Source organism: Sphingopyxis sp. 550A, from assembly GCF_053569535.1.
Map to the genome: position 1 here is coordinate 703,241 of NZ_CM131615.1, position 26,616 is coordinate 729,856.

Here is a 26,616-nt window from a genome sequence, read left to right on the forward strand (position 1 = left end):
ATTTCAACCAATATGACACATCCGGAAATCATATTGTCTAATGGTGCGATCATTATGTAACATCACGTCGTCACCGGAGGCGAGGAAAGGGATCAAGATGCCGCGCAGGATCGGGCTGAACTGGCTGTTGACTTTATTGGCGCTGCTTGCGGCGCTGCCGCTCGTTCCCGCCGCCGCGAAGGAGGCGAAGGTGCAGCCGGTCGAACATTATGTCTTCGGCAAGCTCGGCACGCCGACGCCGGGGCTGGTGTCGGGCGGCCTGCTGCTGATGGGTGGCGGCGACCGTAATATCGACGCGATGAAATGGTTCTTCGCCAAGGCCGGGAACGGCCATATCGTCGTGATCAGCGCCTCCTACGGCAAGGAGATGGGGCAGGAATTCTTCCACGACGTCGGCGGCATCCAGTCGGCGGAAATCTTCGTATTCCACGATCGTTCGCAATCGACCGATCCGAAAATCCTCGACCGGCTGCGCAAGGCCGACGGCATCTTCATCGCCGGCGGCGACCAGGCGCGCTATGTCCGCTTCTGGCGCGGCACCCCGGTGAACGAGATCCTCGACGCGCATGTCGCGGCGGGCAAGCCGCTTGCAGGCACCAGCGCCGGGCTCGCAATGCAGGGCGAGAAGCTGTACGGCGCGATGGACGGCGGCAGCATCACCAGCGACGCGGCGCTCGCCGACCCGTTCGGCCCCGCGAACACGATCGAGGGCGATTTCCTGCACCTCGCTTTGCTCAAGGGAATCGTCACCGATACCCATTTCAAGGAGCGCGACCGGCTTGGCCGCCTGTTCGCCTTCGTCGCCAAGGCCGAGGCCGATCGCCCGGCCGATGCGCCCGCGATGATCGGGCTCGGGGTCGACGAAAGCGCCGCGCTCGCGGTCGAGCCCGACGGGACCGCGCGCATCTACGCGACCGCGCCCGACGGCTATGCCTGGGTGGTCGACGGGGCGGGGCTGCGCGGCGTGACCGGGCGCGGCCCGCTCGACGCGCCGCGGATCAGGGTCACCGGCGTCGGGCCGGACTCGGTCGTCCATCTGCCGTCGGGGCAGGTCGATCGTCCCATCTTCGTCCGCAATTACGCCGCGCGCGCGGGCGCGATTGCCGAAGTGCCGCGCTGGTCGCTCGCGATTCACGGCGGCGCCGGGGTGATCGAGCGCGGGTCGCTGAGCCCCGAGAAGGAGAAAGCCTATCGCGCCGGTCTCGACGAAGCACTCCGCGCGGGCAGCGCCGTGCTCGACAGGGGCGGCCCGGCGCTCGACGCGGTGGCCGCCGCGGTGCGGGTGCTCGAGGATAATCCGCTGTTCAACGCCGGGCGCGGCGCGGTGTTCACCGCCGACGGCCGTAACGAGCTCGACTCCGCGATCATGGACGGCAAGACGCAAAAGGCGGGCGCGGTGGCGGGGGTCACCCGCACGCGCCATCCCGTCGACCTCGCGCGCGCGGTGATGGACAAGAGCCCGCATGTGATGCTCGCGGGCGCGGGCGCCGACAAATTTTCGGTCGAGCAGGGACTCGAACAGGTCGAACCCGGCTGGTTCCGTACCGAGGAGCGCTGGCAGCAACTGCTCGCGTGGCGCAAACGCCAGCAGGCCGCGGTCGATCCGACCCATTTGTTCGGCACTGTCGGCGCGGTCGCGCTCGACGCCGACGGCAATCTCGCGGCCGCGACCTCGACCGGCGGCATGACCGGCAAGCGCTGGGGCCGCATCGGCGATTCGCCGATCATCGGCGCCGGCACCTATGCCAAGAACGGCCAGTGCGCGGTGTCGGCGACGGGATCGGGCGAATATTTCATTCGCGAGAGCGCGGCGCGGCAGGTCTGCGACCGCGTCGCATGGAAGGGCGAGAGCCTGAAGGACGCGGCGCAGGATACGATCATGGCGGTCGGCGCGATCGGCGGCGACGGCGGGCTGATCGCGATGGGCCCCGACGGGCACCCCGCCTTTGCCATCAACGACCTCGGCATGTATCGTGGCCGGATGAGCGCCGGGGGGTCTCCTGAAACAGCGGTTTTCGCCGACGAGAAGCTGGCCGATTGATGGCGAGCGGCGGTGTCAGTCTCGACGAGATCGACGAGCGGCTGCTCACCCTGCTGCGCGACGATGCCCGCCAGACGATCGCGCAGCTCGCCAAGGAACTCGGCATTTCGCGCGGGCAGATATACTCGCGCCTCGCGCGGCTGGAGGAGGACAAGGTCGTCGCGGGCTACACCGTCCGCCTCGGCCACGCCTTCGCCGCCAGCCGCGTCCGCGCGCACATGATGATCAAGACGCTGCCGCGCTATCACCGCGAGGTCGAACAGGCGCTCGCCGCGCTGCCGCAGGTGCAGGCGATCCACGCGATCAGCGGCGAATATGACATCATCGCGATGCTCGAAGCCGAGGATGGGGGGCAGCTCAACGAACTGATCGACGACGTCGGGCTCCTCGACGGGGTCGAGCGGACCACGACCTCGGTCATATTGGCGACGAAGATCGAGCGATGATGGGAAAAGGGGGCGTGATCCCACAAGATTGACACGCCGTCCTCTCTTCCCCTCATCCGCGCCTTCTCCCGCGTTTGCGGGATATCCTCCAGAACCTCCCTTGCGTCCGACCATCAGCGTCGGATCCGTCATCGACGCCGCTTGCCGGCAATACCCCGCGAAGCCGCGCGGCGTCGCCGTTCGATTGCTCGTGCGCGCACCTTGCCTCCGCCCCCGCCTGTTCTTTGGCCCCCGATGGATTGCTTCTTGCGTCGGCTGGAGAATCATGTTAGAAAAATTACATAAGAAAATATAAGTTCATTTATTATCACAAAGGGAGAGGTCGATGTGGACGAAAGCGGTCTTGTGCGCCCTGCCCTTGATCATGGTTGCGGGTCAGGCTTCGGCGCGGGAAGGCGCGGGCACGCTCATCGCCAACATATCGATTGTCGATGGGACGGGCGCGCCGGCGCGCACCGGCGCCGTCCGCATCGTCGACGGGCGGATCGATTGCGTCGGCGCTTGTCGTGCCGCACCCGGCGACGCGCGTGTCGACGGACATGGCGCAACGCTCGCGCCCGGCTTCATCGACACGCACAGCCATCATGATGAGGGTCTCGCCGAGGCGCGGCAGGCGTCCACGCTGGTGCGGCAGGGCGTCACGACGATCGTCGTCGGACAGGACGGCTTCAGCGCGCTGCCAGTCACGCAGCTGTTCGATCCATTCGGCGCCAGGCCGGCGGCGGTCAATATCGCATCCTATGTCGGCCATGGCAGCGTTCGCGAGGCCGTGATGGGCGCCGACGCCAAGCGCGCCGCCCGCCCGGACGAGATCGAGCGGATGAAGACGCTCGTCGCTCAGGCGATGGACGACGGTGCGATCGGGCTGTCGACCGGCCTGGAATATGAGCCGGCGATCTATTCGACCCACGCGGAAGTGCTGGCGCTGGCGCAGGTCGCGGCGGACCATCACGGGCGGTATATCAGCCACATGCGCAGCGAAGACGTCGGCATCGACGCCGCGATCGACGAACTGCTGACCATCGGCCGGGTGACCGGGATGCCGGTCCAGATTTCCCATTTGAAGATCGCAACGGTCGATCGGTGGGGTGATGCGCCGGCGTTGCTTCGGCGCCTCGACGCCGCGCGCGCCGACGGCATCGACGTGACCGCCGACGTCTATCCCTATGACCGCTGGCAATCGAGCCTCGACGTGCTGCTGCCGGCGCGCGACTTCACCGATCTGAAGGCGGCGCAGTTCGCGCTCGACCATCTCGCGAAACCTGAGGATCTCACGCTCTCGGGCTTTCCGCCCGATCCGTCGCTGGTCGGCAAGACGGTCGCCGATGTCGCCCGAATGCGCGGCATCGCCCCGGCGGAGGCGTTTCTCGCGCTCAATCGCGAGGCGGCCGCCAAGGGGGAGGGCAGCAGCGTGATCGCACGCTCGATGTCGAACGACGACGTCGCCGCGTTCATCGGCTGGGAGCACAGCAATATCTGTTCGGACGGACAACTCTCCGGCCTTCATCCCCGGGGCGCCGGTGCGTTTCCGCGCATCTATTCCTGGCTGGTGCGCGACCGCAAGGCGCTGACGCTGGAGCAGGCCGTCCATAAGATGACGGGTCTGGCCGCAAGCCATATGGGGTTCGCCGATCGCGGCCGCATCGCGCCCGGAATGGCCGCCGACCTCGTCCTGTTCGACCCCGCGACGATTGCCGACGGAGCCAGCTTTGCCGATCCGTCGGCGCCGCCCGTCGGCATCCATGCGGTCTGGGTCAACGGGGTTGCGGTGCTTCGCGACGGCGCTTCCACGGGGGCCTTGCCCGGCCAGATCATCCGCCGCCAACCCCGGCCCACCACCAACTGACAGAGGACCGAATGATCCCACCCCTTCTCCTTTTCCTGGGCGACGCACCCGATATCGGCTGGGCCAAGACCGCATCGGGTCTCGCGCAATGGCGGCCGGAAGACTGCGCGGGGCAGGTCCGGCTCGACGGATGCGGCGTCGATCTGGGCCTTCCCGACATGGACATCGCCGCTGCCAAGGGGGCGGGCGTGCGCACGCTGGTGATCGGAATTGCCAATGACGGCGGCTTCATCGCCGATGCCTGGGTGCCGCACCTCGTCACGGCCCTTCGCGCCGGACTGGATCTTGCGGCGGGGCTGCACGAACGGCTGGCCGATCATCCCGAGATTGCAGCGGCGGCGCGCGAGACGGGGCGATCGCTGCATGATCTGCGCCGCCCGGACCGCGTCTTTCGGCCCGGAACCGGGAAGAAGCGCACCGGCAAGCGGCTGCTGACCGTCGGGACCGATTGCGCGGTGGGCAAGAAATATACGGCGCTCAGCCTCGAGCGCGAGATGACGCGCCGCGGCATGGCCGCGACCTTCTGCCCGACCGGCCAGACCGGCATCATGATCACCGGCCGCGGCATCGCCATCGATTCGGTGGTCGCGGACTTTATTTCGGGCGCGGCCGAATGGCTGTCGCCGGCGGCAGAGCCGGACCATTGGCATATTATCGAAGGACAGGGCGCGCTGCTGCACCCCGCCTATGCCGGCGTGACGCTGGGGCTGGTCCACGGCAGTCAGCCCGATGCCCTGGTGATCTGTCACGAAGCCGGTCGCGCGGAATTGCAAGGCTATGAAGGCGACTTTGCCTGCCCGTCGCTGCGCGAGGCGCTCGATGTCCATCTGGCGGCCGCCCGCCTCACCAACCCGGCGGTGCGGGGCGCGGGTGTCGGCCTGAACACGTCGCGGCTGGACGAGGCCGCGGCGCGCGATGCCCTGAAACGCGCCGAGGACGAGACGGGTCTGCCTGCCTGCGATCCCCTTCGCTGGGGGGCAAGCGCGATCGTCGATCAACTGGCGGGGGACCATTGGGGATGATTTGACCGTGGCACCCAGGCGAGGGAGCGGCGGCAGAGGAAACAAGAAAATATCGGGAGGGTTTATGAACGGTCCGAATAGAATCCTTTGCTCATCGGTCGCCGCGATGTTGGCAACGACCAGCCTATGCACCTCGGGAACCGCGCTGGCGCAGGAGGCGGGTGCCAGGAGCACGGACAACGAGATCATCGTCACCGCGCAGAAGCGCGAACAGAATCTCCAGGACGTGCCGATCAGCGTCCAGGCGCTGGGTGAATCGCGACTGGAAAATGCCCAGGTTGCGAGCTTCGACGATTATCAGAAGCTTTTGCCCAGCGTCAGTTCGCAATCCTATGGCCCCAGCCAGTCGCAGATCATCTTTCGCGGCGTCACCAGCGGCAGCGACGGCTTGCAGACCGGGTCGCTGCCGACGAGCGGCCTGTATATCGACGAAATCCCTGTCACGACCATCTACGGCTCGGTCGATTTCCACGTCTACGATATCGCCCGCATCGAAGCGCTGTCGGGGCCGCAGGGGACGCTGTTCGGCGCCAGTTCGCTGTCGGGCACGCTGCGGATCATCACCAACAAGCCCGATCCGTCCGGCTTTTCGGGGTCGGTCGATGCGCAGGTGAACAAGTTCGGCAAGGGCGATTTCGGTGGTTCGCTCGAGGGCTATCTGAACCTGCCGCTTTCGCCGTTCGCTGCCGTGCGCGTGGTCGGCTTCTACCAGAAGGAGGGCGGCTATATCGACAATATTCCGGGCACCCGCACCTTCACCCTCGACGATGCCGACCCCGATACCAATCTGACCGTCGACAACCACGACCTCGTCAAACAGGATTATAACGACGTCGAAACCTATGGCGGCCGGATCGCGCTGGGGATCGACCTGAACGAGGATTGGACGGTCACTCCGCAGCTCATCTACCAGCATCAGCTCAGCCATGGCGGGTTTCTGTTCGACCCGCGCAAGGGCGATCTGAACGTCACCGATTATTTCCCGTCGCATAATCTCGATCGCTGGTATCAGGCCGCGCTGACGATCCAGGGCAAGATCAGCAATTGGGATCTGGTCTATTCGGGGGGCTATTTCGAACGCAAGATCGACAGCACGTCCGACTATTCCTATTATACCGTCGCCTATGACACCTATGGCTATTACGCCAATTACTTCCCCGACGGGAACGGCGGCTTCCTGGACCCTCAGCAGTCCTTCTACGGGTCCGATCATTATACGAAGCAAACGCACGAGCTGCGCCTCTCGTCGCCGTCGCAGAATCGGTTCAGGCTGACCGCCGGGCTTTTCTATCAGCGCCAGACCGACACGGCGCGGACCAACTACGATATCGCCGGGATCGGCAGCATCCCCACGCCGATCTGGGCGACGCCGTTTCCCGCCAGCACCGGCGACCCGGATTCGATCTTCATGACCCGGGTCTTCCGGGTCGACAAGGATTATGCGGTCTTTGCGCAGGGCGAATATGATATCCGGCCCAACCTCACCCTGTCGGCGGGTGTCCGCGGGTTCCGGGCGAAGAATTCGATCGTCGGCTTCTCGGGCATCGCCACCGGCAGCGCGATCGACAGCTGTGTTCGGCCGTCACCGACACCCGACAAGCTCTGCATCAACATCGACAAGAATACCCGGCAGGACAGCTATACCTACAAGTTCAACCTGAGCTGGAAGCCGACGCCCGACCTGCTCCTTTATGCGACGCTGTCGAGCGGGTTCCGGCCCGGCGGCAACAACCGCCGGCCCAACGTCGATCCGTTCAAGGCCGACAAGCTCTATAATCACGAGATCGGCTGGAAGGCCGAACTCGGACGCTTCACCTTCAACGGCGCCGCCTTTTACCAGAAATGGAAGGACATGCAGTTCGGGCTGGTGCCGCTGAACAACAACGGCATCACCAATATCTACAATGCGGGCGACGCGAATATCTATGGCGTGGAAAGCGATCTGTCCTACCGCGCGAACGGCCTCAGCCTGGTCGCGGCGATCGCTTATATCGACGCGCGACTGGCGACCAATTTCTGCCAGATCGACCCGGTGACGCAGAACATCGTCTGCCTTCCGGGGATTCCCGCGGCGGCGCCCAAGGGAACCCGGCTGCCGGTGCAGCCGCGGGTGAAGGGCAATGTGACCGCGCGCTACGAATTCCCGGCCGGTGCGAACAAGACGGCGTTCGTTCAGGCGTCGATGTTCTTTCAGGACGGCACCCGATCCTTCCTGACCGACGAGGATTTCGCCGCGATCGGATCGACGAAGGGCTTCGCGACCTTCGACCTGTCCGCGGGCATGACGATCGGCGACTGGAAGGTGGAGGCGTTCGTCCAGAATCTGTTCGACCGGCGCGGTCAACTCAGCCTCAACACATATTGCGCGACGACTTTTTGCGGGCCGTATCGGCGCATCTATCCGACCAAGCCGCAATTCTTCGGGCTGAAGATCGGCACCGAATTCTGATCGCAACCGGCGACCCGCCTCGATCGACGGGGCGGGACACGCGCACCTCGAACGTCGCCGCGCGGCGTTCGCCGACGAGCCGCGTCGATCGTCGATGGCGGCATTGAGGGATTTCGAGCATGGCACAAACTCTTGTCGATACCGACGACGAACCGACGCTGCGCCCGCATCTGGGCCTGTGGCACCTGATCGCGGCAGGCGTCGGATCGACGATCGGTTCGGGGATTTTCGTCATCACCGGCACCGCGGCGGCGCAATATGCGGGGCCCGCCATTTCGCTCTCCTTCCTTCTCGCCGCGGCAGTCTGCCTGTGCACCGCCTATTGCTATGGCGAACTGGCGGGGCTGCTGCCCAAGTCCGGCGGGGCCTACAGCTATGCGCTCGCCAGTTCGGGGCCGCTGATCGGCTGGACGGTCGGCTGGTGCCTGGTGCTCGAATATCTGGTCGCCTGCTCGACGGTCGCGGTCGGCTGGTCGAGCTATTTCGTCGATCTGGTGGCGAGCGTCGGCGTGCCTGTTCCGCAATGGATCGCGGCCGCCCCGATCAATTTCGATGCGGCGGGGCATCCGGTGGCGACCGGCGCGCTGTTCAACCTTCCCGCCGCGCTGATCGTCGGGCTGGTCACTGCGCTGCTCGTCGTCGGGATCAAGGAAACCAACCGCGCCAATATCGCGATGGTGGTCATCAAGGTGGGGGTGATCCTGCTCGTCGTCGCATTCGGCGCCGCCTATGTCCGCACCGCGCATTTCATCCCCTATATTCCCGAAAACACCGGCCATTACGGCGAATATGGGTGGAGCGGGGTGCTGCGCGGGTCGGCGGTGATCTTCTATGCCTTTCTCGGCTTCGACGGTGTTTCGACCAGCGCGCAGGAAAGCCGCAATCCGCAACGCGACATCGGCTGGGGGATCATCGGGGCACTGGCGGTCTGCACGATCCTGTATGTGGCGATGGCGCTGGTGATGACCGGCATGGCCGATTATCGCACGCTGAACGTCGCCAACCCGGTGTCGGTCGCGCTGGCGGCGGCGGGCGGCGATCTCGACTGGCTGCGCTCGCTGGTGAATATCGGCGTCGTGATCGGGCTCGCTTCGGCGATCCTGATGGGGCTCTACGGACAAAGCCGCATCCTCTATGTGATGGCACAGGACCGGATGGTGCCGTCCATCTTTGCCCGCATCTCGCCGCGATTCCGCACCCCGGTGCACGGCACGCTGATCGTCGGCTTCGCCTGCGCGCTGATCGCCGGATTGTTCCCGATCGACATATTGGGCGAACTGGTGTCGATCGGCTCGCTGCTTGCCTTCGCCTTCGTGTGCTGGAGCGTTCTTGTGCTGCGCCGACGGTTTCCCGACGCGCCGCGCCCGTTCCGGGTTCCGCTGTCGCCGCTGCTGCCGATCATCGGCATATGCAGCACGCTCTATCTGATGGTCAGCCTGCCCGAGGACACCTGGATCCGGTTGCTGCTGTGGATGGCGCTGGGGACGGTCTTCTATCTCGCCTATTCGCGCCCCCGGCGGCGGACGGACGGGGGAGGGAACTGATCGGCGGACAGGAATGGGGGCCTGCCCGCCGAAACGCGGATCAGGCGGCCTGTTTCGCCCAGCGCTCGCCCGCCAGTTCCAGTGTCGCCGCAAAGCGGGCCACCGCTTCGTCAGCTTCGGCTTCGCTGAGGTTCAGCGGCGGCAGAAGCCGCACGCAATTGTCGCCACCGCCCGCGACGAGCAGCAGTTTGTCGCGGGCCATCGCCATGAATTCGCGATTGTTGCCGGTCAGCTTGACGCCGATCAGCATCCCCTTGCCGCGCACGTCGACCACCAGCTCCGGGTGGCGCGCCGCCACGTCCTCCAGCCCCGCGCGAAGCCGCGCGGCGGCCGCCACCGTCTGGTCGAGGAAGCCCGGGGCGCTGATCAGGTCGAACGCCTCGTTCGCGACCGCCATGGCGAGCGGATTGCCGCCGAAGGTCGATCCGTGCGCGCCTGCGGTCATGCCGCTGGCCGCCTCTTCGGTCGCGATGCAGGCGCCGACGGGAAAGCCGCCGCCCAGCGCCTTGGCGATCGCCATGATATCGGGGGCGGCGTCGTCGAACCATTGATGCGCGAACAGCTTTCCGGTCCGGCCCATGCCCGATTGCACCTCGTCATGGATCAACAGCACGCCCGCTTCCGTGCAGGCGCGGCGGACCGTCTGCAGCCATTCGCCGGACAGCGCGCGCGCGCCGCCTTCGCCCTGCACCGGCTCGACGATGACGGCGGCGGTCGTCGGCGCGGCAATCGCCGCGAGCAGCGCGGGCAGGTCGTCGACCGAAAGCTGGATATGGCCCGGCAGGCGCGGACCGAAGCCGTCGAGATAGGCGGCATTCCCCGATGCGTTCACCGCCGCATAGCTGCGCCCGTGGAACGATCCGCCAAAGCCGATGACGTCGATCCGCTCCGGCCGGCCTTTGGCCGCGTGATATTTGCGCGCCATCTTCAGCGCGCATTCGATCGCCTCGGTTCCGCTGTTCGCGAAGAAGACGGTGTCGGCAAAGGTGGCGGCGATCAGCTTCTTCGCCAGTTCATCCTGACCAGGCACGCGAAAGACGTTCGAAATATGCCACAATTTTCCGGCTTGCCGCGTCAGCGCATCGACCAGCCGCGGATGGGCGTGGCCCAGCGCGTTGGTCGCGATACCGGCCACACAGTCGAGAAAGCGGCGGCCGTCGTCGGCGACGATCCACGCGCCCTCGCCATGGGTGAACACCGGCTCGGCGCGATTATAGACGGGCAGAAGGGGGGATATGGACATGGCTTTCATCCTTGCTCAAGAATTGCATTCGGGGCGGAAAATTGATCGGCGATCCGGGTCGAAAGCGTCTGGATCGAAGCAGGAACCAGCCGCCGGTAATGATCGATGTTGCGCGGGCCGACGCCGTGCTCGGCGCTGAAGCTGCCGCCGTAATGGCGCACGACGATGTCGAAAACGCACGTCCGCACCGCTTCGGCCAGGCCCGTGGGTGCGGCGCCCAGCTGATGCGGCCAGACCAGGTTGAAGTGCAGCCCGCCGTCCCCGATATGGCCGAAATCATGGACCGCGAGGTCGGGCCAGCGCGCGGCGACCTCGGTCAGCAGATGCGCGCGGCATGCCATGATGTCGCCGCGCCGCACGGCGATGTCGCACGCGATGACGCTGCCCCGGCTGCGAATGCCCTCGGTAATGGCGTGGCGGACGGCCCAGTGCCGTCCCCCGCTGTCGACCACCGCGTCGATAACAGGCCCCTCCGCCTGCAGGAAGGGCGCGCACCATTCCGCCAGCGCGGTTTCGAGCGTCGCCGTATCGCACACCGCATTTCCGGACAGTTCGAGCATCGCGACATAGCCGGGCTGGGCATGCGGGAAGGGGGATGCGAGACCAGGGACATGATCCAGCGCGGCCTGGACGGCCGCCATCGACATCCCCTCGAACGCCGTCAGCAGCGTCCCGAAGTGGCTTTCCGCCGACAGAAGCAGATCGACCGCGGATCGCGCGTCGGCCAGCGCCAGCATCGCGGTCACCTGATGCCGGGGCAGGGGGGTGAGCGCGATCGTCGCGCCGGTGACGATCCCCGTCGTTCCGCCCGCGCCGATGAACATCTGTTTGAGGTCGAGGGCGCCGTTGTCCTTCCACAGCGGGCTTCCCAATTGCACGATCTCGCCATCGCCCAGCACCACCTCGATCGCGCGAACGTGCCGGCGCATGTCGCCGTGGAGCAGCAAGCGCGCGCCACCGGTATTGGTCGCGATCATGCCGCCGATCGAGGGATCGGCCCCGAGGTCGATGGGCAGGAACAGGCCATGGCCCCGCGCTGCCGCGTTGAGCGCCGAGAGGCGGGCGCCCGCGCCGACCGTGGCGGTCCGGTTCGCCGCGTCGATCGTGATCGCACCGTTCAGCCGGTCGGTCAGGATCACCACCTGCGACCCGCTGTCGTCGGCGCAGCCTCCGCCGGACAGCCCCGTGCCCGCCCCGCGCGGTACCGCGACGGCGCCGAAGTCCCGGCACAAGTGCAGCGTGCGCGCGACGAGCGCTGCCGAGTCCGGCCGCACGGCGCACAGGGGGCGGCCGCAGGCGCCGCGCCCATCGCGGGCCAGACCGGCGAGATCGTGCGGATCGCCGATCACATGGGTCGGACCGAGCAGGGCGGTCAGCGCGGCGATCAGCGGCTCCATGGATCAGGCCGCTGCCCGCGTCACGGCAAAGATGCCGGTGGCGTTGCCGCTGTCGAACGCCAGGTCGATCCGGCCGGTGGCGGGGTCGACGTCGCGGGTGATGAATTCATAGAAGGATCCGGGCACCACGCGCTCGACGATCGCGCCATCGTCGTCGCGAAAGCGCCGCGATACCGGGTCCGCCCGGAAGGCCGTTTGATGGACGCGTCCTGACGCGGAATGTTCCACCGCCTCCTTCACCGGATAGCCCTGCTGGCGGAGCTGCCCGGCCAGCGCGCCGACATCCGCGACGCGGCTCGTCGCATGATTGAAGGCGTTGCCCTCGGTTGCAATCCACGCCGCCTCGGCCGAGCCGGCGCGCAGAATGGTATAATCCGCGAGGTGCGGAATATCGTGGGTGCGCGAAAAGGCCCCCACGATCGCGGGGAGCAGTTTGCCGGCCTGCTGGCGCGTCAGCCAGCCTTGCTGGCCCAGAAGGTCGAGCAACGCCCGCGACAGCGGCGACAGCGGGTCGTGGCTCGACCCGAACACCCGGTTCGCGGCATCGGCGAAGACGGCGTCGAATTGGTCGACGTGCAATTCGCTGACGAAGAACTGCGGCACCGCGTCGGGGAGGTCGCGATGCCGGAATGCGCGGCCGGTCATCCGGAGCCGGGGCAGAGGGTAATCGGCCGCGGCCTCATAGCCCAGCGGGAGGAGAATGCGGGCAAAGGCATCGATGCCGCCGGGCAACGCGCCGGTTCCGCGGCCGGGAAAGCGGATCGTGCGAAGCGCGCCATGATCGAGCCATTGCGCCGATCCCTCCGCAGCCTGCGCCTCGATCCAGCGGCGCGCCGTCGGCACCCGCTCATAGAGATCGGAAAACAGAAGGATATTGAGCGTCATCGCCAGCATTGCGGCCGATATGCGGCCATCGGCCGGGGACCAGTCCACCGCCGCCGGGACGGCGATCCGATCGAGCGCGCGCGCGGCCCGATCGGGGCCGACGATAGCCGCCAGCATCTCTTCCAAATGATGCGGCCTGATCTGGTTCGTCATGGGTGCCTCGCCGATTGTGGTACGCCCCCGATGCGGCGCAATCGGGCGAAATTCCATCAATCGATCCGCAGCTATTCATTCGCAGCCGGAATGTAGGTTCCCTTGCTGTCCCTTGGGCACGTCCGCCGGTCACCCGCCGTTATCTGCGGCTGAGCCGCCTCAGGATGGCGCGCCGCGGCTGCGGCCGGGGCGGACGAAGCCGGTGAATTCATCATAGAGCGTGCTGACCTGTTCCAGCCGGCGCTCGACGTCATGTCCGCCGCTCTTGCCGACCACATCGTTGATCAGCAGGTTGAGCAGCGCCACCATCGGCACCGACGAATGCCAGAACAGCGCACCGTCGGCGTCGGCGGTCAAGGTATGGGCGGTCAGGCGCGGCGCCCAGTCGCACAGCGTGTCGGTGATGATGATCAGCGGAATATCGGCCTCGACCGCCTTTTCGGCCAGTTGTCGCGACTGGTTCGAATAGCGGCGTATGTCGATGATGATCAGGCAGCGGCCCTTGGGACGCTCAAGGAGAAGATTGGCGAAATGCCCCGAAGAGCCGTCGATCAGTTCGATGCCGGGGCGGACATATTGCAGATTATGCGCCAGCAGCGCCGCAATTCCCCGTTCGGTCTGGAAACCGACGATCTGGACGCGTTCGGCGGCTGCGATCAGCGCCACCGCATCCTTCCACACCTTATTCTGCGACCGTTCGTAGACGGCCACCATCAGTTCGATTTCGCGCTCCAGCGTCTTGCGGCGCTTGTCGCTGTCGCTGAAGTCGGACAGAAATTCCTGGAATTCATTTCCTTGCAGCCAGGGCAGGTTCGCGGAGCTGCGCAATTGCTCCTTCAACTCCCGGAAATGCTGGAAACCCAGCATCCGGCAAAAGCGCCCCACCGTCACCGCGCTGACGCCGAGGCGATTGGCGATCGAGGCGGCGGTCTCGAACGGAATGAGGTCGCGATTGTTGAGGAGAAAGAGCGCAATCTGGCGCTCCGCCGCGGTGTAGGTCTCGTTTTCCGCTTCCAGGCGCTCGAAAATGTCCGGCATTCCGCTCTCTATTGGAACATTGCTATCGTGATTTCATAAATCTGACGTCATCGAGAAGCAAGCAATCCGCGGGCGGGCAAACGGCGCTACGCTGCGGGGCCGGGCTCCAGAAAGGGCGAAAGGTCGGGTTGCCCGGGCTGGAGCGACGCGGCCTCGGCGCTCGCCACCGGATAGGCGCAATAATCGGCAGCATACCAGGCGCTGGGGCGGTGGTTGCCCGACGCCCCGGAGCCGCCGAAGGGCAGGTTCGACGCGGCGCCGTTCGTCGGCCGGTTGCGGTTGACGACCCCTGCGCGCGAGCGCGCGAGAAAGCGATTCCACAGGCCGTCGTCGGCGCTGAGCAGCGACGCCGACAGGCCATAGGCGGTGTCGTTCGCCGCCGCGATCGCGGCATCGAAGTCGGGCACGCGCAGCACTTGCAGAACGGGGCCGAAAATCTCTTCATCGTCGCGCCGCGCCGCGCTCATGTCGACGATCGTCGGGGCGCGGAAAGCCCGGCCCGGTAGCGCGTCCCGCGCGCGGGTAAGGACCCGGCCGCCCTGCGCCGCGAGCCGATCGATTGCCCGATCGACCGACGCTGCGGCCTCGGCCGAGATCAGCGAGCCCATGAAAGGTTGCGGGTCGGCGTCCCAGCGGCCGATCCGCAGCCGTTCGGCAAGCGCGACGGCGGCATCGACGATCGCGCGGCCGTCGTCATTGTCGGGGACGATCAGCCGCCGTGCGCACGAGCAGCGCTGCCCTGCGGTCAGGAAAGCGGACTGGGCGATGGTCTCCGCCGCGACGTCGGCATCGCCGTCCCACGCGATCAGCGGATTGTTGCCGCCCAGTTCGAGCGCGAGCAGAAAGCCCGCGCGCGCCGCGAAGTGCTGCTGGAAATGCAGGCCCGCGCGTGCGGAGCCGGTGAACAGCAGCCCGTCGATCGCGCAATCGATCAGTGCCGCGCCGGTTTCGCGCCCGCCCTGCACCAGTTCGAGAACGCCTGGCGGCAGCCCGGCATCGCGCCACAGCCCGACCAGCATCTCACCCACCGCCGGCGTCAGCTCGGACGGCTTGAAGACGATGCAATTGCCGGCGAGCAGGGCGGGGATGATGTGCCCGCTCGGCAGATGCGCCGGAAAGTTGAACGGGCCCAATATGGCGAGCACGCCATGCGGACGATGCCGGAGCGCGCTTTGCCCAAAGGGGGTGGGCGACAGCCGTTCGCCCGCGCGCTCGGCCTGTGCCGCGATCGAGAGATCGACCTTGCCGGCGATGCCTGCCGCCTCGGTCTTCGTCTCCCACAGCGGCTTGCCGGTTTCGCGGGAAATCAGCGCGGCGATTTCGTCGGCGCGTTCGCGCGCGAGCGTGGCGAAACGCTTCGCCACGGCAATTCGTGCATCGAGCGGCGTTTCCGCCCAGTCCGGCTGGGCTTCGCGGCTGCGGCGAACCGCCGCGGCGCAGGCGGTGGCATCGTCGGCGGCGCCTTCCCACACCAGGCTGTCGTCGGCGGGGCAGGTGGAGCGGAACGAGACGCTCATGATTGCACTCCTTATCGATATCTGTCACATTTCTTACGTAGATGCCGCGCGTTCTTCCAACGAGAATGCGGCAATTGCTTATGAGGAAATGGAATGAACGACCTGCGCCGCCGCCTGCTGCCGCCCGTCGGCGTGCTGCAGAGCTTCGTGATCGCCGCGCGTCACGAAAGCGTCTCGCTGGCGGCGCGCGAAACCGGGCTGACGCAGAGCGCCGTCAGCCGCCAGATCGCGCAGTTGGAGGAGATTATCGGGCAGGCGCTGTTCCACCGGGCGGGGCGGCGCATCGCGCTGACCGAAGCGGGCGCGGCCTATGCCGAAGCGATCGGCCCCGCAATCGACGCGATCCGCCGCGCGACCGGCGAGGCGATGGCGAAACGCCGCGACGGCGAGTTCACCATCGCCACGTTGCCCAGCTTCGGCATGCGCTGGCTGGCGCCGCGCCTGCCGCAACTGACCAGCGCTCATCCCGAAATGGTGGTCAATATGGCCGCGCGGTCGGAGCCGTTCGAACTCGCGGCGAGCGGCTTCGACGCCGCGATCCATTATGGTCGGCCCGATTGGGAAAATGCCGCGCACGACCTGCTGTTTCCCGAAGAATCGGTGCCGGTCTGCGCGCCGGCCTTTCTGGCCGACCATGATATCACCGGCGCGGCCGACCTGATCGGCTGCCCGCTGCTCGGCCAGTCGCTGCGCCAGAGCGCCTGGGAAGACTGGTTTGCGCTGAACGGGGTGACGGGGACAGTGAAATTGTCGGGCCGGTTCGATCATTTCATGATGCTGGCGCAGGCGGCGGTGTCGGGCGGCGGCGTGGCGATGATGCCGCGCTTCCTCGTCGCGCAGGAACTGGCGAGCGGCGCGCTTGTCATTCCGGTCGACCGGCCGTTGCAAAGCCGATTGGCCTATTATCTCGTCTATCCGCACGACCGGCTCGCCTATCCGCGATTCCGCCTGCTGCGCGACTGGATCGTGGCGGAAGCGGCCCGGACGCGGTCGGAATCGACCCGGACGCGGTCGGAATCGGCCTGAGCGCGGCGGGTCGGGTGACGGTGGGGCGATGGTCAGGCATGTTATATATTTTACATTGACAAATAATTGAACATTTGATGTCATTGGCGGCCGGTGCAATGCCGGGTTCGATAGACGGTCGCTACAGGAACGCCGATGATGTCCCGCTCCGGCCAGCCGGCCGCACCCTCGCTGCATGTGTTCGCGGAGAATATCCCGCTGCGCGAGCCGTTTCGGATTTCGCGGATCGAATTTCGGCATAGTCAGATAATGGTCGCGGAAATCGCCGCCGACGGTCATGTCGGGCGCGGTGAATGCGAACCGCACGAAAGCGATCCGGCGCTCCGCGACCAGGCGATGGCCGAGCTATGGGCGTTGTCGGACCATGTCGCGCGCGGGCTGAATCGCTCCGACCTTGCCGCGCTGCCGCTCTCCCGTCCGATCCGCAACGCGCTCGATTGCGCCTTGTGGGATCTCGAGGCGAAACGGCGCGGTACCAGCGTCGCGGCGCTGGCGGGATGTCCGGCGCCGGCGGCCCTGCCGACCGTGTTCACGCTGGGCATCGATGCGCCCGCCGCCATGGCCGAAAAGGCGGCGCGCAGGACGGCGTGGACGCGCCTCAAGATCAAGCTCGGCGGTGAGGAAGCGGCGCTCGACCTGCGGCGGGTCGCGGCGGTGCGGCGCGCGCGCGATGATGCCGAACTGATCGTCGATGCCAACGGCGGCTGGACGATGGAGGGCCTGCGGCACATGGCGCCCGCGCTGGCCGAACTCGGCGTCGCGCTGATCGAACAGCCGCTGCCGCCCGGCCGCGACGGCCCGCTCGCCGATTATGCCAGCCCGGTCCCCCTGTGTGCCGACGAGAGCTGTCTCGACCGCCAGTCGCTGCCGGCGGTGATCGGGCGTTATGCCTATATCAACATCAAGCTCGACAAGACGGGCGGGCTGAGCGAGGCGCTGGCGCTTGCCGATGCGGCGGAGGCGGCGGGGCTTGGCCTCATGGTCGGCTGCATGACGGGCACGTCGCTGGCGATGGCGCCCGCCCATATCGTCGCCCAGCGCGCGCGCTTCGTCGACCTCGATGGCCCCCTGTTGCTGGCCTGGGACCGGACCCCCGCGATGCGGTATGAAGAGGGTCTCGTCCACCCGGCCGAGCCCGCCTTATGGGGATGAACCGGCCGCCGCCGTCGGTGCAGCTCTAAAAGCGCATCGTCACCGCGACGCCGCCGCCCTTGGTGTCGCCCCAGGGAAAGACCTGGACGCGGTCGCTGGCGCGGCGGGTGATCAGAAAGCCCGACGCCTCGCCGATCGCGGCCCCGACGAGGACGTCGTGGACATGATGCTTCCGGGCTTCGACGCGGCTCAATCCGACGAAGGCCGCGACAAGCTGCGCCGGGACGCCGACCTTCCAGCCATAGCGATTCTGCAGCGTCGCCGCCGCGGCGAAGGACATCGAGGTATGACCCGACGGAAAGCTCTTGGTATCGCTGCCGTCGGGGCGTCGCTCGGGAAAGGCTTCCTTGAGGCCATAGGTGACGCCGGCGGCGACGCCGATGCTGCCGCCCGCCTGTAACACCCCGTCCCAGTCGCCCTGGACCGCGGGCACGCCGAAGGCCGCGACGACCAGCGCGTCGCGCGCGATCGACCCCGCGTCGTTCCATCCCTTTTCGCTGGCGTGAGCAGGCGCGGCGCCCGACAGGCCGGTCACAACCGCCGCGACGATCCACATTTTACGCATGGCAAACTCCCCTCATCGTAGAGGGCCGATGGACCCGAAACGGCAAGCCCCATTTGCCGGGTGCCGGCATATCGCACTTGGGCCACGAAGCAAAGCGGCGCTTGCCTCCGCGCGACGTCGATATTCGCGGTGGCATGACGTGGCATGACAAGGACCGTCCTGCCGGGATCGACAAGCGATTCACGGCCCTGACGGGCGATGCTGCCGATTGGCGGGCACCTCCCTGCCAAAGTCGTTCCAAGATGCTTGTTTTCGTTTCGCCACGCTGATAGAGGCGCGCCTCGTTGCCGCTTTAGCTCAGTTGGTAGAGCACATCATTCGTAATGATGGGGCCACAGGTTCGAGTCCTGTAAGCCACCACCCCCTTCCCCAGACAAATCCGAGAGGGCCGGCTGCAAGGCTTTTCGCGTGTCGGCGGGCTCCTTCGCGGAGCGCGGCAAAGCCAAGCGCTTTCAGGCTTCGCTTGCGAAAGAGCGAGCGACGTGCCTAAGCAGACAGCGGTGACAGCAGGGGAGCCGGGATGTCATATTGCCTCACGGGCGCGGAGCGCATGCGCGCATGACCCGGGCGACGATCAAGGATGTTTCGCGCGTCGCGGGCGTGTCGATCAAGACCGTCTCGCGCGTGCTCAACAAGGAACGCTATGTCAGCGACGACATGCGGCAAAAGGTCGAGGAAGCCGTCGCGCGGCTCAATTATCATCCCAGCCTCGCCGCGCGCACGCTCGCGGGGCGGCGGTCGTTCCAGATCGGGCTGATCCACGACAACCCCAGCCCTTATTATATCTTCAACATGCAGGCCGGGGTCGGACAGCGCTGTCGCGAAGCCGACTTCCGCATGATCGTCCAGCCGTGCGACATCAACTCGCCGGGGCTGGTCGACGACATCGGCGCGCTGATCGATCAGGCGCAGCTCGACGGCATCATCATGACGCCGCCGGTGACCGACGTCGGCACCGCGCTGGCCGAGCTGTTCCGCCGCAAGATTCCCGTCGTTCGCGTCCAGCCGGGGACCGACCTCACCGCGACTTCGGCGGTCTATATCGACAATGTCCAGGCGGCCGACGACATGACCGCCTATCTGATTTCGCTCGGCCATCGCCGTATCGGGCTCGTCACCGGCCATGCCAATTATTTCGCCAGCGGCCAGCGGCTGACCGGCTATCGGCAGGCGCTTCAGCGCGCGGGCATCGGCTTCGACGCGGCGCTCGTCTTTCCCGGCCAGTTCGATTTTCCGTCGGGCGCCGCGGCGGCCGAGGCGCTGCTCGCCCTCGACGAACCGCCGACCGCGATCTTCGCGAGCAGCGACGAAATGGCCGCGGGCGTTCTCGCCGCCGCGCATCGCCGGGGCGTGTCGGTGCCCGGCCAATTGTCGGTCGCGGGCTTCGACGACACCGACCTTGCGCAGGTCGTCTGGCCGGCGCTGACGACGATCCGCCAGCCGATCCGCGATCTCGGCTATGCCGCCGCCGACCTGCTGCTCGAATTCGGCGAACGGATCGAGCGGCGGCAATTGCCGCACGAATTGGTCGTGCGCGGGTCGACGGCGCCGCCGAAAAGCTGAAGCGGACCGATAACAGTCGCGGCCCCCGAGCAGGCGATGGTCTGAAAACGGCCGGAAGACGACCTGTCTTCTCCCCTCCCTGCAAGGGAGTGGGCGGGGGTGGGTGGCCGCCGAAGGCGGCGCTCTTCCTTCCGGCTCGCTACGCTCGCTGCCCACCCCTAACCCCTCCCTTGCAGGGAGGGGAATGGCCGCTCCCCACCCCAAAGCTGCCATAGTGAAAAAACGTCTGTCCATTCTCATATGACAGCGTTATCTGATCGCAGCACGAAAAGAGATTCGGGGAGAGACGATGGTGGCGCAAATCGCCGATAAACGCCGCTGGCTGCTGGTGGGACTCGTCTTCGTCGCCATCGTCCTCAACTATGTCGACCGCCAGATTCTCGCACTCCTGAAGCCGACCCTCCAGGCCGAATTCGACTGGAGCGACCGCGATTACAGCCACATGGCCTCGGCCTTTCAGTTCGCCGCCGCGCTCGCCTTTCTCGGCACCGGCTGGTTCATCGACAAGGTTGGGCTGCGCCGCGGCTTTGCGATCGGGGTCGGGGTGTGGAGCCTCGCGGGCATGGCGCACGCCTTCGCGACGACCGTCGCGGGCTTCGTCACGTCGCGCGCGGTGCTCGGCGCTGCCGAATCGATCGGCACCCCGGCGGCGGTGAAGACCGCCGCGACCTATTTCAATGCGAAGGAGCGCTCGATCGTTCTCGGCCTCGGCGGCATCGCCCCCAATGTGGGGGCGATCCTGACGCCGTTGCTGATTCCGCTGATGGCGCTGATGTGGGGGTGGCAGTCGACCTTTCTGATCGCGGGCGGGCTCGGGCTCGTCTGGGTCGCGGTGTGGCTGATGGTGCGCATCCCCGAACAGCCCGGCGCCGCCGACGCCGCCGCGACGAAGATCGCATGGGGCAGCCTGCTGCGCGACCGCCGTCAATGGGCGGTAATCCTGGGGAAGGCGCTCACCGATCAGGTCTGGTGGTTCCTGCTCTTCTTCATGCCCGACCTCTTCCACCGCGTCTTCGGGCTGAGTCAGGGAACGCTCGGGCTTCCGGTCGCCTTCGTCTATTTCATGGCGGCGCTCGGCGGCATCACCGGCGGCTTCCTGCCGTCGCTGCTGATGACCCGCGGATGGAGCGTCAACGCCGCGCGCAAGACGTCGATGCTGATCTATGCCGTGCTGATCCTGCCGGTGCCTTTGCTCGTTCATGCCGACAGCGCGTGGGTCGCCGCCGCGATCCTCGGCCTCGGCCTTTTCGCGCATCAGGGATTCTCGACCAATCTCTTCGGCCTCACCACCGATGTTTTTCCAGCAAAGATCGTCGGCTCGGCGATCGGTATCGGCGCCTTCGCGGGCAATCTGTCGGGCATGGCGATGATCGAGTTCGCGGGCTGGTCGCTCGACACCGGCCGTGGCTACATGCCGATGATGCTCATCTGCGCTTTCACCTATCTCGTCGCGCTCGCCGCGATCCACCTCATCCTGCCGCGCATCGTCGCGGTGGATGAGGAGGATGGCGAGGCGCCGGTGTTGGCGCATTGAAGGTAATTCTCGTCATCCCCGCTTTCGCTGGGATGACGACGCAAAAGATTGGCTGCACCGTATAGAAACCCGCTTCCCATCCGTTAAACCATGGAGTATATGACAGCGATGTCAGATTATTTGCCCGCTCCCGCCCCCGTGTCGCTCGCCGGCCATGAGGTCGCTCCCATCGCCTGGGGCATGTGGCGCTTCGCTGGTGCCGACGTCGGCACCGCCCGCGCGCGCATCGACGCGGCATTCGAGGCGGGGGTGACTCTCTTCGACACCGCCGACATCTACGGTTGCGACACCCCCGGCGGCTTCGGCTCGGCCGAGGCTCTGCTCGGCGAGGTCTTCGCCGAAGCGCCTGCCTTGCGCGACAAGATGCTGCTCGCGACCAAGGGCGGGATCATCCTCGGCGTGCCTTACGACAGCAGCGCGCCCTATCTCGCCTCGGCGATCGACATTTCGCTGAAGCGCCTGCACACCGACCATGTCGAACTGTGGCAGATCCACCGCCCCGACCTGCTCACCCATCCGCAGGAAGCGGCGCGCGCGCTCGAGGAAGCGCATCGCGCGGGCAAGATCGGCGCGATCGGCGTCTCGAATTTCACGCCGTCGCAGGCCGCGGCGCTCGCCAAATTTCTGCCGGTTCCGCTAGTCAGCCACCAGAGCGAATTTTCGCCGCTTCACCTGAATCCGCTGTTCGACGGCATCTTCGACCAGTCGATGGCGGAGGGCATGACCTTCCTCGCCTGGTCGCCGCTCGGCGGCGGCCGGCTCGGCGATCCGGCCGACGAGCGCACGCGCGCAGTCGCCGGACTGCTCGACGCGAAGGCCGCCGAATATGACGTCTCGCGCGCCGCCGCGACCTATAGCTGGGTGATGGCGCATCCCGCCCGCCCGATCCCGATCGTCGGCACCCAAAATCCGGGCCGGATCAAGGAAATCCCGCAGGCCTTCGTGCCGCGCTGGACGCGCGCCGAATGGTACGCGGTGCTGCAAACTTCGATGGGGGAGAATCTGCCATGACCGATCGCACGTGCGAAGTGAGCTGGTTTTCGGCGCTTTGCGACGACGACTATGAATTTCTCGGCGTCCCCGACCCGATGCTCAAATCGAGTTGGGAGCATTGCCGCGACATCGTGATGCAGGCGGACAGTCTGGGATTCGACAATATCCTGCTCCCATCGGGCTATGCGCTCGGCATCGACACCACTGCCTTCGCCGCGGCGATCGCGACGATGGTCAAGCGCATCCGCCTGCTGATGGCGGTGCGCATCGGCGAGACATGGCCGCCGCAGCTCGCGCGCCAGATCGCGACGATCGACCGCATTCTGGGCGGCCGCCTGACGGTCAACATCATCTCGTCGGACATGCCGGGCGAGACGATGGAGTCCGAACCGCGCTATCGCCGCACGGTCGAGGCGATGCATATCCTGAAGACGCTGCTCAATGGCGAGGCGCTCGACCATGACGGCGAGTTCTGGAAGCTGAAGCTCGATCCGCCGCGCATCGGCATGGTGTCGGGCAAGGCGCCGCCGCTCTATTTCGGCGGACTTTCCCCCGCCGCGCGCGACGCCGCCGCGAAGGGCTGCGACGTCTTCCTGATGTGGCCCGACCGCGAGGAGGTGGTGAAGGAGATCATCGCTGACATGACCGCGCGCGCCGCCGCTTATGGCCGCACGCTCAAATTCGGCTATCGCGCGCACATGATCGTCCGCGACACCGAGGTCGAGGCGCGCACCGCCGCCGACCGCCTGCTCTCGAAGCTCGACGCCGACAAGGGCGCGGCGATCAAGGCCAAGTCGCTCGATTCGCAAAGCTTCGGCGTCAACGCGCAGGTCGCGCTGCGCGAGGCCGCATCCGACGACGGCTATGTAGAGGATAATCTGTGGACCGGCGTCGGCCGCGCCCGCTCGGGCTGCGGCGCCGCGATCGTCGGCGACCCCGACCAGGTGCTCGCGAAGCTCGCCCGCTATCAGGACATGGGGATCGAGGCGTTCATCCTGTCGGGTTATCCCCATGCCGCCGAAGCCGACCTCTTCGCGCGCCACGTGCTGCCGAAGATGACGCACGGGCCGCTGGCGCTCTGACGCCTCCCGTCATTGCGAGCGAAGCGAAGCAATCTCCAGCTATCGGCCTCGCGCGGGTTCGATAGCTGGAGATTGCTTCGCTTCGCTCGCAATGACGACCAAGGGATGCCCCGCCTCCTCGATGAGACGTAGGAGAGAGGGAGACGGGGCGAGCGTGCTTAAGCAGGGCATGGCTTGCCGGACGATGAACAAAGCGGTTGCCCGATAGCGCTGCGTCCGACATTCTTGCTCGATGGATCATGATCAGGTGTATGACAAAGCGTCGTTCGTAACGTATGTCCGGCAGCTTCGAGACGAACTCGATGATCCAGACAAACGGCTGGAATGGGAGAATTTGGATTTGCCAAATTTTCTTGAGGCAATCGTCGCATGGGCGACCGATTGGAAAGAACCAGCCAACTCCAATCCGTGGCGCCATGCCGCCGACATTCTGACGGCAGCTACAATCTACGAATAGCGTCTACCCAGCCCAAACCTGCGCATAGAGCATCGCCATCTCCTCGGTCTCCGGCACGCGCGGATTGTTCGCGGGTGACCCAGACGCCGCCGCCTGCGCGCACATCGTCGGGACCAGTGCCTCCCAGCGCGCCGCGTCGATGCCCCACGCCGCCGGCCCCGGCACTTCCAGCTCGCGGTTGAGCGCCGCCAGTTCGTCGAGCAGCCGCGCCACCGCCGACTGGTCGCCCTCGGCCTCGTCCGCCACCCCCATCGCCCGCGCGCAATCGGCATAGCGGTGGAGCGCCGCGGGCGCCGACCAGGCGGTCACCGCAGGGAGCAGCATCGCGTTCGACAGGCCGTGCGGGACATGGAAATGCGCGCCGATCGGCCGGCTCATCCCGTGGACCAGCGCGACCGAGCTGTTCGAGAAAGCGATCCCCGCCTGCGTCGCGCCCAGCATCATCGCCGCGCGCGCCGCCGTATCCATCGGGTCGCGGCACACGCGGCGCAGGTTCGGAGCGATCGCGCGCATCGCGAGCAGCGCCATGCCGTCGCTGAACGGATTCGCGCGCTTCGATACATAGGCCTCGATCGCGTGGGTCAGCGAATCGATCCCGGTGTCGGCGGTCAGCCGCCGGGGCTTGGTGAAGGTGAGTTCGTAATCGACCAGCGCCGCGACCGGCAGATAGGCGAGGCCGGGGCAGAGCATCTTCTCGTCGGTCGCCTCGTCGGTGATGATCGTGAAGCGCGTCGCTTCCGACCCCGTGCCCGCCGTCGTCGGGATCGCGATCACCGGCAGTCCCGGCGCGTCCTGCACATGCGGCGCCTTGTAGTCGGCCATCGCCCCGCCATGCTCGCCCAGCACCGCGATCGCCTTCGCGCTGTCGAGCGGGCTGCCGCCGCCGAAGCCGACGATGCAGTCATGCTGGCCCTCGCGCAGACAGGCGACGCCCGCGTCGACCGACGCCACCGTCGGGTCGGGCACCGTGTCGGCGAAGACGCGCGCGGCGATTCCCGCCGCCGCCAGCCCGCCCACCAGCTCCTCGACGCGCCCGCTGTCCAGCAGAAAGGCGTCGGTGACGATCAGCGGCCGCGCCAGTCCCAGCGTCGCCAGCACCTCGGGCAGCTCTTTCGATGCGCCCCCGCCGATGCGCAGGATGCGGGGCAAAGCGATGCTGGCGATACTCAACTGACCATCTCCTCACGGATCGAACTGCGCGCCATCCAGAACAGCGCCGAGGCGAGCGCGCCGAACATAATGAAGATCATCAGCGACCAGCGCACGCCCTCCGCCGACCCTAGCCCCATCGGCCCGCTGAGGAAATCGCTGACCGCGCCGACGCCGAGCGGGCCGAGCCCCAGCCCGATCAGGTTGATGATGAACAGCAGCACCGCCGACGCGGTCGCGCGCGTCTGCGACCGCACCAGTCCCTGCACCGCGGCATAGCCCGGCCCGTACCAGAGCGTGTTGAGGATCGGCGGAAAGGCGAAGAGGATCAGCGCGGTCACCGCCGAATCGACGAGCAGCGCGGCGACATAGAAAGGGATGCCGAGCAGGGTCGAAATCGCCGGGATGCCGACATAGGCGCGCAGGTCGCGCGCGCCGTAGCGGTCGGCGAGCCAGCCGCCCAGCCACGTCCCAACCGCGCCGGTCAGCCCGAGCACGATGCCGAGCGCGACGCCGAGGAAGCCGGTCAGCCCCAGCCCGAAATCGGCGGCGATGCCGGTCAGCTCCTCGGCATGGTTACGGAAGAAGAAGGGGGCGATAAAGGCCGCGGCGCCATAGCCGATGAACGCCTTGATCGCAGCGGCGAAGGCGATCAGCCAGAAGGTGCGCTTGCCGCGGATCTCCGCCATCGCGGTCTTGAAGTCGGGGCGCGCGGCCTTCAGCACGGCGAGGTCGACATGCATCTGCCGCCGCGGCTCGCGCAACGTCGTCCAGGCGACGACCGCCATCAGCAACCCCGGCAGCCCGGCGACCAGAAAGGCGGTCCGCCAGCCATGGGCGTCGGCGATCAGCCCGCCGAGCGCGAGCCCGAGCAGCCCGCCGAGCGGCGTCCCCAGCGAATAGAAGGCGAGAGCGGAGGCGCGCTTTTCGCGCGGCGTATAATCGGTGATCAGCGAATGGGCGGGCGGGGTGCAGCCGGCCTCGCCGATCCCGACGCCGATGCGGCACAGCGTGAGCTGGACGAAATTCTGCGCATAGCCGCACGAGATGGTGAACAGGCTCCACAGCCCCGCCGCCGCCGCGATGATCCGCGGCCGGTGCCCCGTCTCGGCATGGCGGGCAATCGGAATGCCGAGCACGGTATAGAAAAGCGCGAAGGCCAGCCCGGTCATCACCCCGAGCTGCCAGTCGGCAAGATGAAGATCGTGCTTGATCGGCTCGGCGAGGATCGAGACGATCTGCCGGTCGAGGAAATTGAGGATGTAGATGACGAGCAGCACCGTCAGCGCATAGCGGCGATAGGCGGGCGACACGGGCGGAAGGGCAGGCGGGGCGGGGGCTTCGGTCGTCATCTCATCCTCTCACCTTGTTTCATCCTATCACCCCATTCTCTTGTTTCGTCACCCCGGACCCTTCGACTGAGCTCAGGACAGGCTTGATCCGGGGTCCATTCTTCCTTTGCCGGCCTGAATGGATGCCGGATCAAGTCCGGCATGACGAGGGTGTTTTGCATT

21 protein-coding genes and 1 tRNA gene are annotated in these 26,616 nt (G+C 66.6%); 14 read left to right on the forward strand and 8 right to left on the reverse strand.

Annotation, left to right across the window (positions count from 1 at the left end; genetic code table 11):
* Positions 1–97: 97 nt before the first annotated feature.
* The 6 genes from ACVENA_RS03480 to ACVENA_RS03505 all read left to right on the forward strand — a co-directional run bounded on the left by ACVENA_RS03480 (position 98) and on the right by ACVENA_RS03505 (position 9,348).
* Entirely contained in the window at positions 98–2,041 is a 1,944-nt protein-coding gene (locus tag ACVENA_RS03480; protein ID WP_449327663.1) for an isoaspartyl peptidase/L-asparaginase, read from the forward strand.
* A complete protein-coding gene (locus tag ACVENA_RS03485) occupies positions 2,041–2,487 on the forward strand; it encodes an Lrp/AsnC family transcriptional regulator (protein ID WP_257548175.1) in 447 nt (148 codons plus the stop codon). Before ACVENA_RS03480 ends, ACVENA_RS03485 begins: the two co-directional genes overlap by 1 nt.
* Positions 2,488–2,812: 325 nt before the next feature.
* A complete protein-coding gene (locus ACVENA_RS03490) occupies positions 2,813–4,333 on the forward strand; it encodes an N-acyl-D-amino-acid deacylase family protein (protein WP_257548177.1) in 1,521 nt (506 codons plus the stop codon).
* Positions 4,334–4,344: 11 nt separating this feature from the next.
* The gene (locus tag ACVENA_RS03495) at positions 4,345–5,355 is read left to right on the forward strand and encodes a DUF1611 domain-containing protein (protein ID WP_257548179.1); all 1,011 of its coding nucleotides are present in this window, start codon (positions 4,345–4,347) and stop codon (positions 5,353–5,355) included.
* Between the two features lie 106 nt (positions 5,356–5,461).
* The gene (locus ACVENA_RS03500; RefSeq protein ID WP_257548181.1) at positions 5,462–7,804 is read left to right on the forward strand and encodes a TonB-dependent receptor; all 2,343 of its coding nucleotides are present in this window, start codon (positions 5,462–5,464) and stop codon (positions 7,802–7,804) included.
* Positions 7,805–7,923: 119 nt separating this feature from the next.
* On the forward strand, positions 7,924–9,348 hold the full coding sequence (locus ACVENA_RS03505) for an amino acid permease (protein ID WP_449327664.1): 1,425 nt from the start codon (positions 7,924–7,926) through the stop codon (positions 9,346–9,348).
* A gap of 40 nt (positions 9,349–9,388) precedes the next feature.
* Here ACVENA_RS03505 and ACVENA_RS03510 read toward each other — a convergent pair whose 3' ends face one another.
* The 5 genes from ACVENA_RS03510 to astD form a co-directional block, all read right to left on the reverse strand.
* Positions 9,389–10,591 (reverse strand): acetylornithine transaminase, encoded by a 1,203-nt coding sequence (locus ACVENA_RS03510; RefSeq protein ID WP_449327665.1) that lies wholly within the window; start codon positions 10,589–10,591, stop codon positions 9,389–9,391.
* Between the two features lie 5 nt (positions 10,592–10,596).
* Positions 10,597–11,988: an FAD-binding oxidoreductase gene (locus ACVENA_RS03515; protein WP_449327666.1), complete on the reverse strand. Its 1,392-nt coding sequence runs from the start codon at positions 11,986–11,988 to the stop codon at positions 10,597–10,599.
* 3 nt (positions 11,989–11,991) lie between these two features.
* Complete coding sequence (locus tag ACVENA_RS03520; RefSeq protein ID WP_449327667.1) at positions 11,992–13,026, reverse strand: 2-oxoadipate dioxygenase/decarboxylase family protein; 1,035 nt, start codon at positions 13,024–13,026, stop codon at positions 11,992–11,994.
* Positions 13,027–13,185: 159 nt separating this feature from the next.
* Entirely contained in the window at positions 13,186–14,064 is an 879-nt protein-coding gene (locus ACVENA_RS03525; RefSeq protein WP_257548189.1) for a MurR/RpiR family transcriptional regulator, read from the reverse strand.
* An 86-nt stretch (positions 14,065–14,150) separates the two neighbouring features.
* Complete coding sequence (astD, locus tag ACVENA_RS03530) at positions 14,151–15,581, reverse strand: succinylglutamate-semialdehyde dehydrogenase (RefSeq protein WP_449327668.1); 1,431 nt, start codon at positions 15,579–15,581, stop codon at positions 14,151–14,153.
* Between the two features lie 93 nt (positions 15,582–15,674).
* On the opposite strand from astD, the gene ACVENA_RS03535 reads away from it, so the two are divergent.
* Both ACVENA_RS03535 and ACVENA_RS03540 read left to right on the forward strand, forming a co-directional pair.
* On the forward strand, positions 15,675–16,607 hold the full coding sequence (locus tag ACVENA_RS03535; protein ID WP_449327669.1) for a LysR substrate-binding domain-containing protein: 933 nt from the start codon (positions 15,675–15,677) through the stop codon (positions 16,605–16,607).
* A 135-nt stretch (positions 16,608–16,742) separates the two neighbouring features.
* The gene (locus tag ACVENA_RS03540; protein WP_449327670.1) at positions 16,743–17,759 is read left to right on the forward strand and encodes an enolase C-terminal domain-like protein; all 1,017 of its coding nucleotides are present in this window, start codon (positions 16,743–16,745) and stop codon (positions 17,757–17,759) included.
* Between the two features lie 25 nt (positions 17,760–17,784).
* Here the strand turns inward: ACVENA_RS03540 and ACVENA_RS03545 are convergent, their stop codons facing one another.
* Positions 17,785–18,324 (reverse strand): phosphatase PAP2 family protein, encoded by a 540-nt coding sequence (locus tag ACVENA_RS03545; RefSeq protein ID WP_449327671.1) that lies wholly within the window; start codon positions 18,322–18,324, stop codon positions 17,785–17,787.
* Between the two features lie 289 nt (positions 18,325–18,613).
* Here ACVENA_RS03545 and ACVENA_RS03550 point away from each other — a divergent pair.
* The 6 genes from ACVENA_RS03550 to ACVENA_RS03575 all read left to right on the forward strand — a co-directional run bounded on the left by ACVENA_RS03550 (position 18,614) and on the right by ACVENA_RS03575 (position 23,953).
* Positions 18,614–18,684, forward strand: a tRNA-Thr gene (locus ACVENA_RS03550).
* Positions 18,685–18,882: 198 nt separating this feature from the next.
* The gene (locus ACVENA_RS03555; RefSeq protein ID WP_449327672.1) at positions 18,883–19,887 is read left to right on the forward strand and encodes a LacI family DNA-binding transcriptional regulator; all 1,005 of its coding nucleotides are present in this window, start codon (positions 18,883–18,885) and stop codon (positions 19,885–19,887) included.
* Positions 19,888–20,176: 289 nt separating this feature from the next.
* Positions 20,177–21,421: an MFS transporter gene (locus ACVENA_RS03560; RefSeq protein ID WP_449327673.1), complete on the forward strand. Its 1,245-nt coding sequence runs from the start codon at positions 20,177–20,179 to the stop codon at positions 21,419–21,421.
* 99 nt (positions 21,422–21,520) lie between these two features.
* Positions 21,521–22,432, forward strand: coding sequence for an aldo/keto reductase (locus ACVENA_RS03565; protein WP_449327674.1), 912 nt, complete (start codon positions 21,521–21,523; stop codon positions 22,430–22,432).
* On the forward strand, positions 22,429–23,496 hold the full coding sequence (locus ACVENA_RS03570; RefSeq protein WP_449327675.1) for an LLM class flavin-dependent oxidoreductase: 1,068 nt from the start codon (positions 22,429–22,431) through the stop codon (positions 23,494–23,496). Before ACVENA_RS03565 ends, ACVENA_RS03570 begins: the two co-directional genes overlap by 4 nt.
* Before the next feature lie 232 nt (positions 23,497–23,728).
* Positions 23,729–23,953 carry a DUF7660 family protein gene (locus ACVENA_RS03575; protein ID WP_449327676.1) on the forward strand — a complete coding sequence of 75 codons (225 nt, stop codon included), beginning with the start codon at positions 23,729–23,731 and terminating at the stop codon, positions 23,951–23,953.
* A gap of 3 nt (positions 23,954–23,956) precedes the next feature.
* Here the strand turns inward: ACVENA_RS03575 and ACVENA_RS03580 are convergent, their stop codons facing one another.
* Together ACVENA_RS03580 and ACVENA_RS03585 are read right to left on the reverse strand one after the other, a co-directional pair.
* Positions 23,957–25,123, reverse strand: coding sequence for an iron-containing alcohol dehydrogenase (locus ACVENA_RS03580; protein ID WP_449327677.1), 1,167 nt, complete (start codon positions 25,121–25,123; stop codon positions 23,957–23,959).
* Positions 25,120–26,454 (reverse strand): spinster family MFS transporter, encoded by a 1,335-nt coding sequence (locus ACVENA_RS03585; protein ID WP_449327678.1) that lies wholly within the window; start codon positions 26,452–26,454, stop codon positions 25,120–25,122. The genes ACVENA_RS03580 and ACVENA_RS03585 overlap by 4 nt, the downstream gene beginning before the upstream one ends.
* Between the last annotated feature and the right edge of the window lie 162 nt (positions 26,455–26,616).

Coding starts and splice junctions, on each gene's coding strand:
- ACVENA_RS03560 (WP_449327673.1), top strand. CDS start 20,177: ATGGTGGCGCAAATCGCCGATAAACGCCGCTGGCTGCTGGTGGGACTC.
- ACVENA_RS03585 (WP_449327678.1), bottom strand. CDS start 26,454: ATGACGACCGAAGCCCCCGCCCCGCCTGCCCTTCCGCCCGTGTCGCCC.
- ACVENA_RS03515 (WP_449327666.1), bottom strand. CDS start 11,988: ATGGAGCCGCTGATCGCCGCGCTGACCGCCCTGCTCGGTCCGACCCAT.
- ACVENA_RS03505 (WP_449327664.1), top strand. CDS start 7,924: ATGGCACAAACTCTTGTCGATACCGACGACGAACCGACGCTGCGCCCG.
- astD (WP_449327668.1), bottom strand. CDS start 15,581: ATGAGCGTCTCGTTCCGCTCCACCTGCCCCGCCGACGACAGCCTGGTG.
- ACVENA_RS03565 (WP_449327674.1), top strand. CDS start 21,521: ATGACAGCGATGTCAGATTATTTGCCCGCTCCCGCCCCCGTGTCGCTC.
- ACVENA_RS03570 (WP_449327675.1), top strand. CDS start 22,429: ATGACCGATCGCACGTGCGAAGTGAGCTGGTTTTCGGCGCTTTGCGAC.
- ACVENA_RS03490 (WP_257548177.1), top strand. CDS start 2,813: ATGTGGACGAAAGCGGTCTTGTGCGCCCTGCCCTTGATCATGGTTGCG.
- ACVENA_RS03480 (WP_449327663.1), top strand. CDS start 98: ATGCCGCGCAGGATCGGGCTGAACTGGCTGTTGACTTTATTGGCGCTG.
- ACVENA_RS03535 (WP_449327669.1), top strand. CDS start 15,675: ATGAACGACCTGCGCCGCCGCCTGCTGCCGCCCGTCGGCGTGCTGCAG.
- ACVENA_RS03510 (WP_449327665.1), bottom strand. CDS start 10,591: ATGTCCATATCCCCCCTTCTGCCCGTCTATAATCGCGCCGAGCCGGTG.
- ACVENA_RS03545 (WP_449327671.1), bottom strand. CDS start 18,324: ATGCGTAAAATGTGGATCGTCGCGGCGGTTGTGACCGGCCTGTCGGGC.
- ACVENA_RS03575 (WP_449327676.1), top strand. CDS start 23,729: ATGGATCATGATCAGGTGTATGACAAAGCGTCGTTCGTAACGTATGTC.
- ACVENA_RS03555 (WP_449327672.1), top strand. CDS start 18,883: ATGACCCGGGCGACGATCAAGGATGTTTCGCGCGTCGCGGGCGTGTCG.
- ACVENA_RS03500 (WP_257548181.1), top strand. CDS start 5,462: ATGTTGGCAACGACCAGCCTATGCACCTCGGGAACCGCGCTGGCGCAG.
- ACVENA_RS03520 (WP_449327667.1), bottom strand. CDS start 13,026: ATGACGAACCAGATCAGGCCGCATCATTTGGAAGAGATGCTGGCGGCT.
- ACVENA_RS03540 (WP_449327670.1), top strand. CDS start 16,743: ATGATGTCCCGCTCCGGCCAGCCGGCCGCACCCTCGCTGCATGTGTTC.
- ACVENA_RS03525 (WP_257548189.1), bottom strand. CDS start 14,064: ATGCCGGACATTTTCGAGCGCCTGGAAGCGGAAAACGAGACCTACACC.
- ACVENA_RS03485 (WP_257548175.1), top strand. CDS start 2,041: ATGGCGAGCGGCGGTGTCAGTCTCGACGAGATCGACGAGCGGCTGCTC.
- ACVENA_RS03495 (WP_257548179.1), top strand. CDS start 4,345: ATGATCCCACCCCTTCTCCTTTTCCTGGGCGACGCACCCGATATCGGC.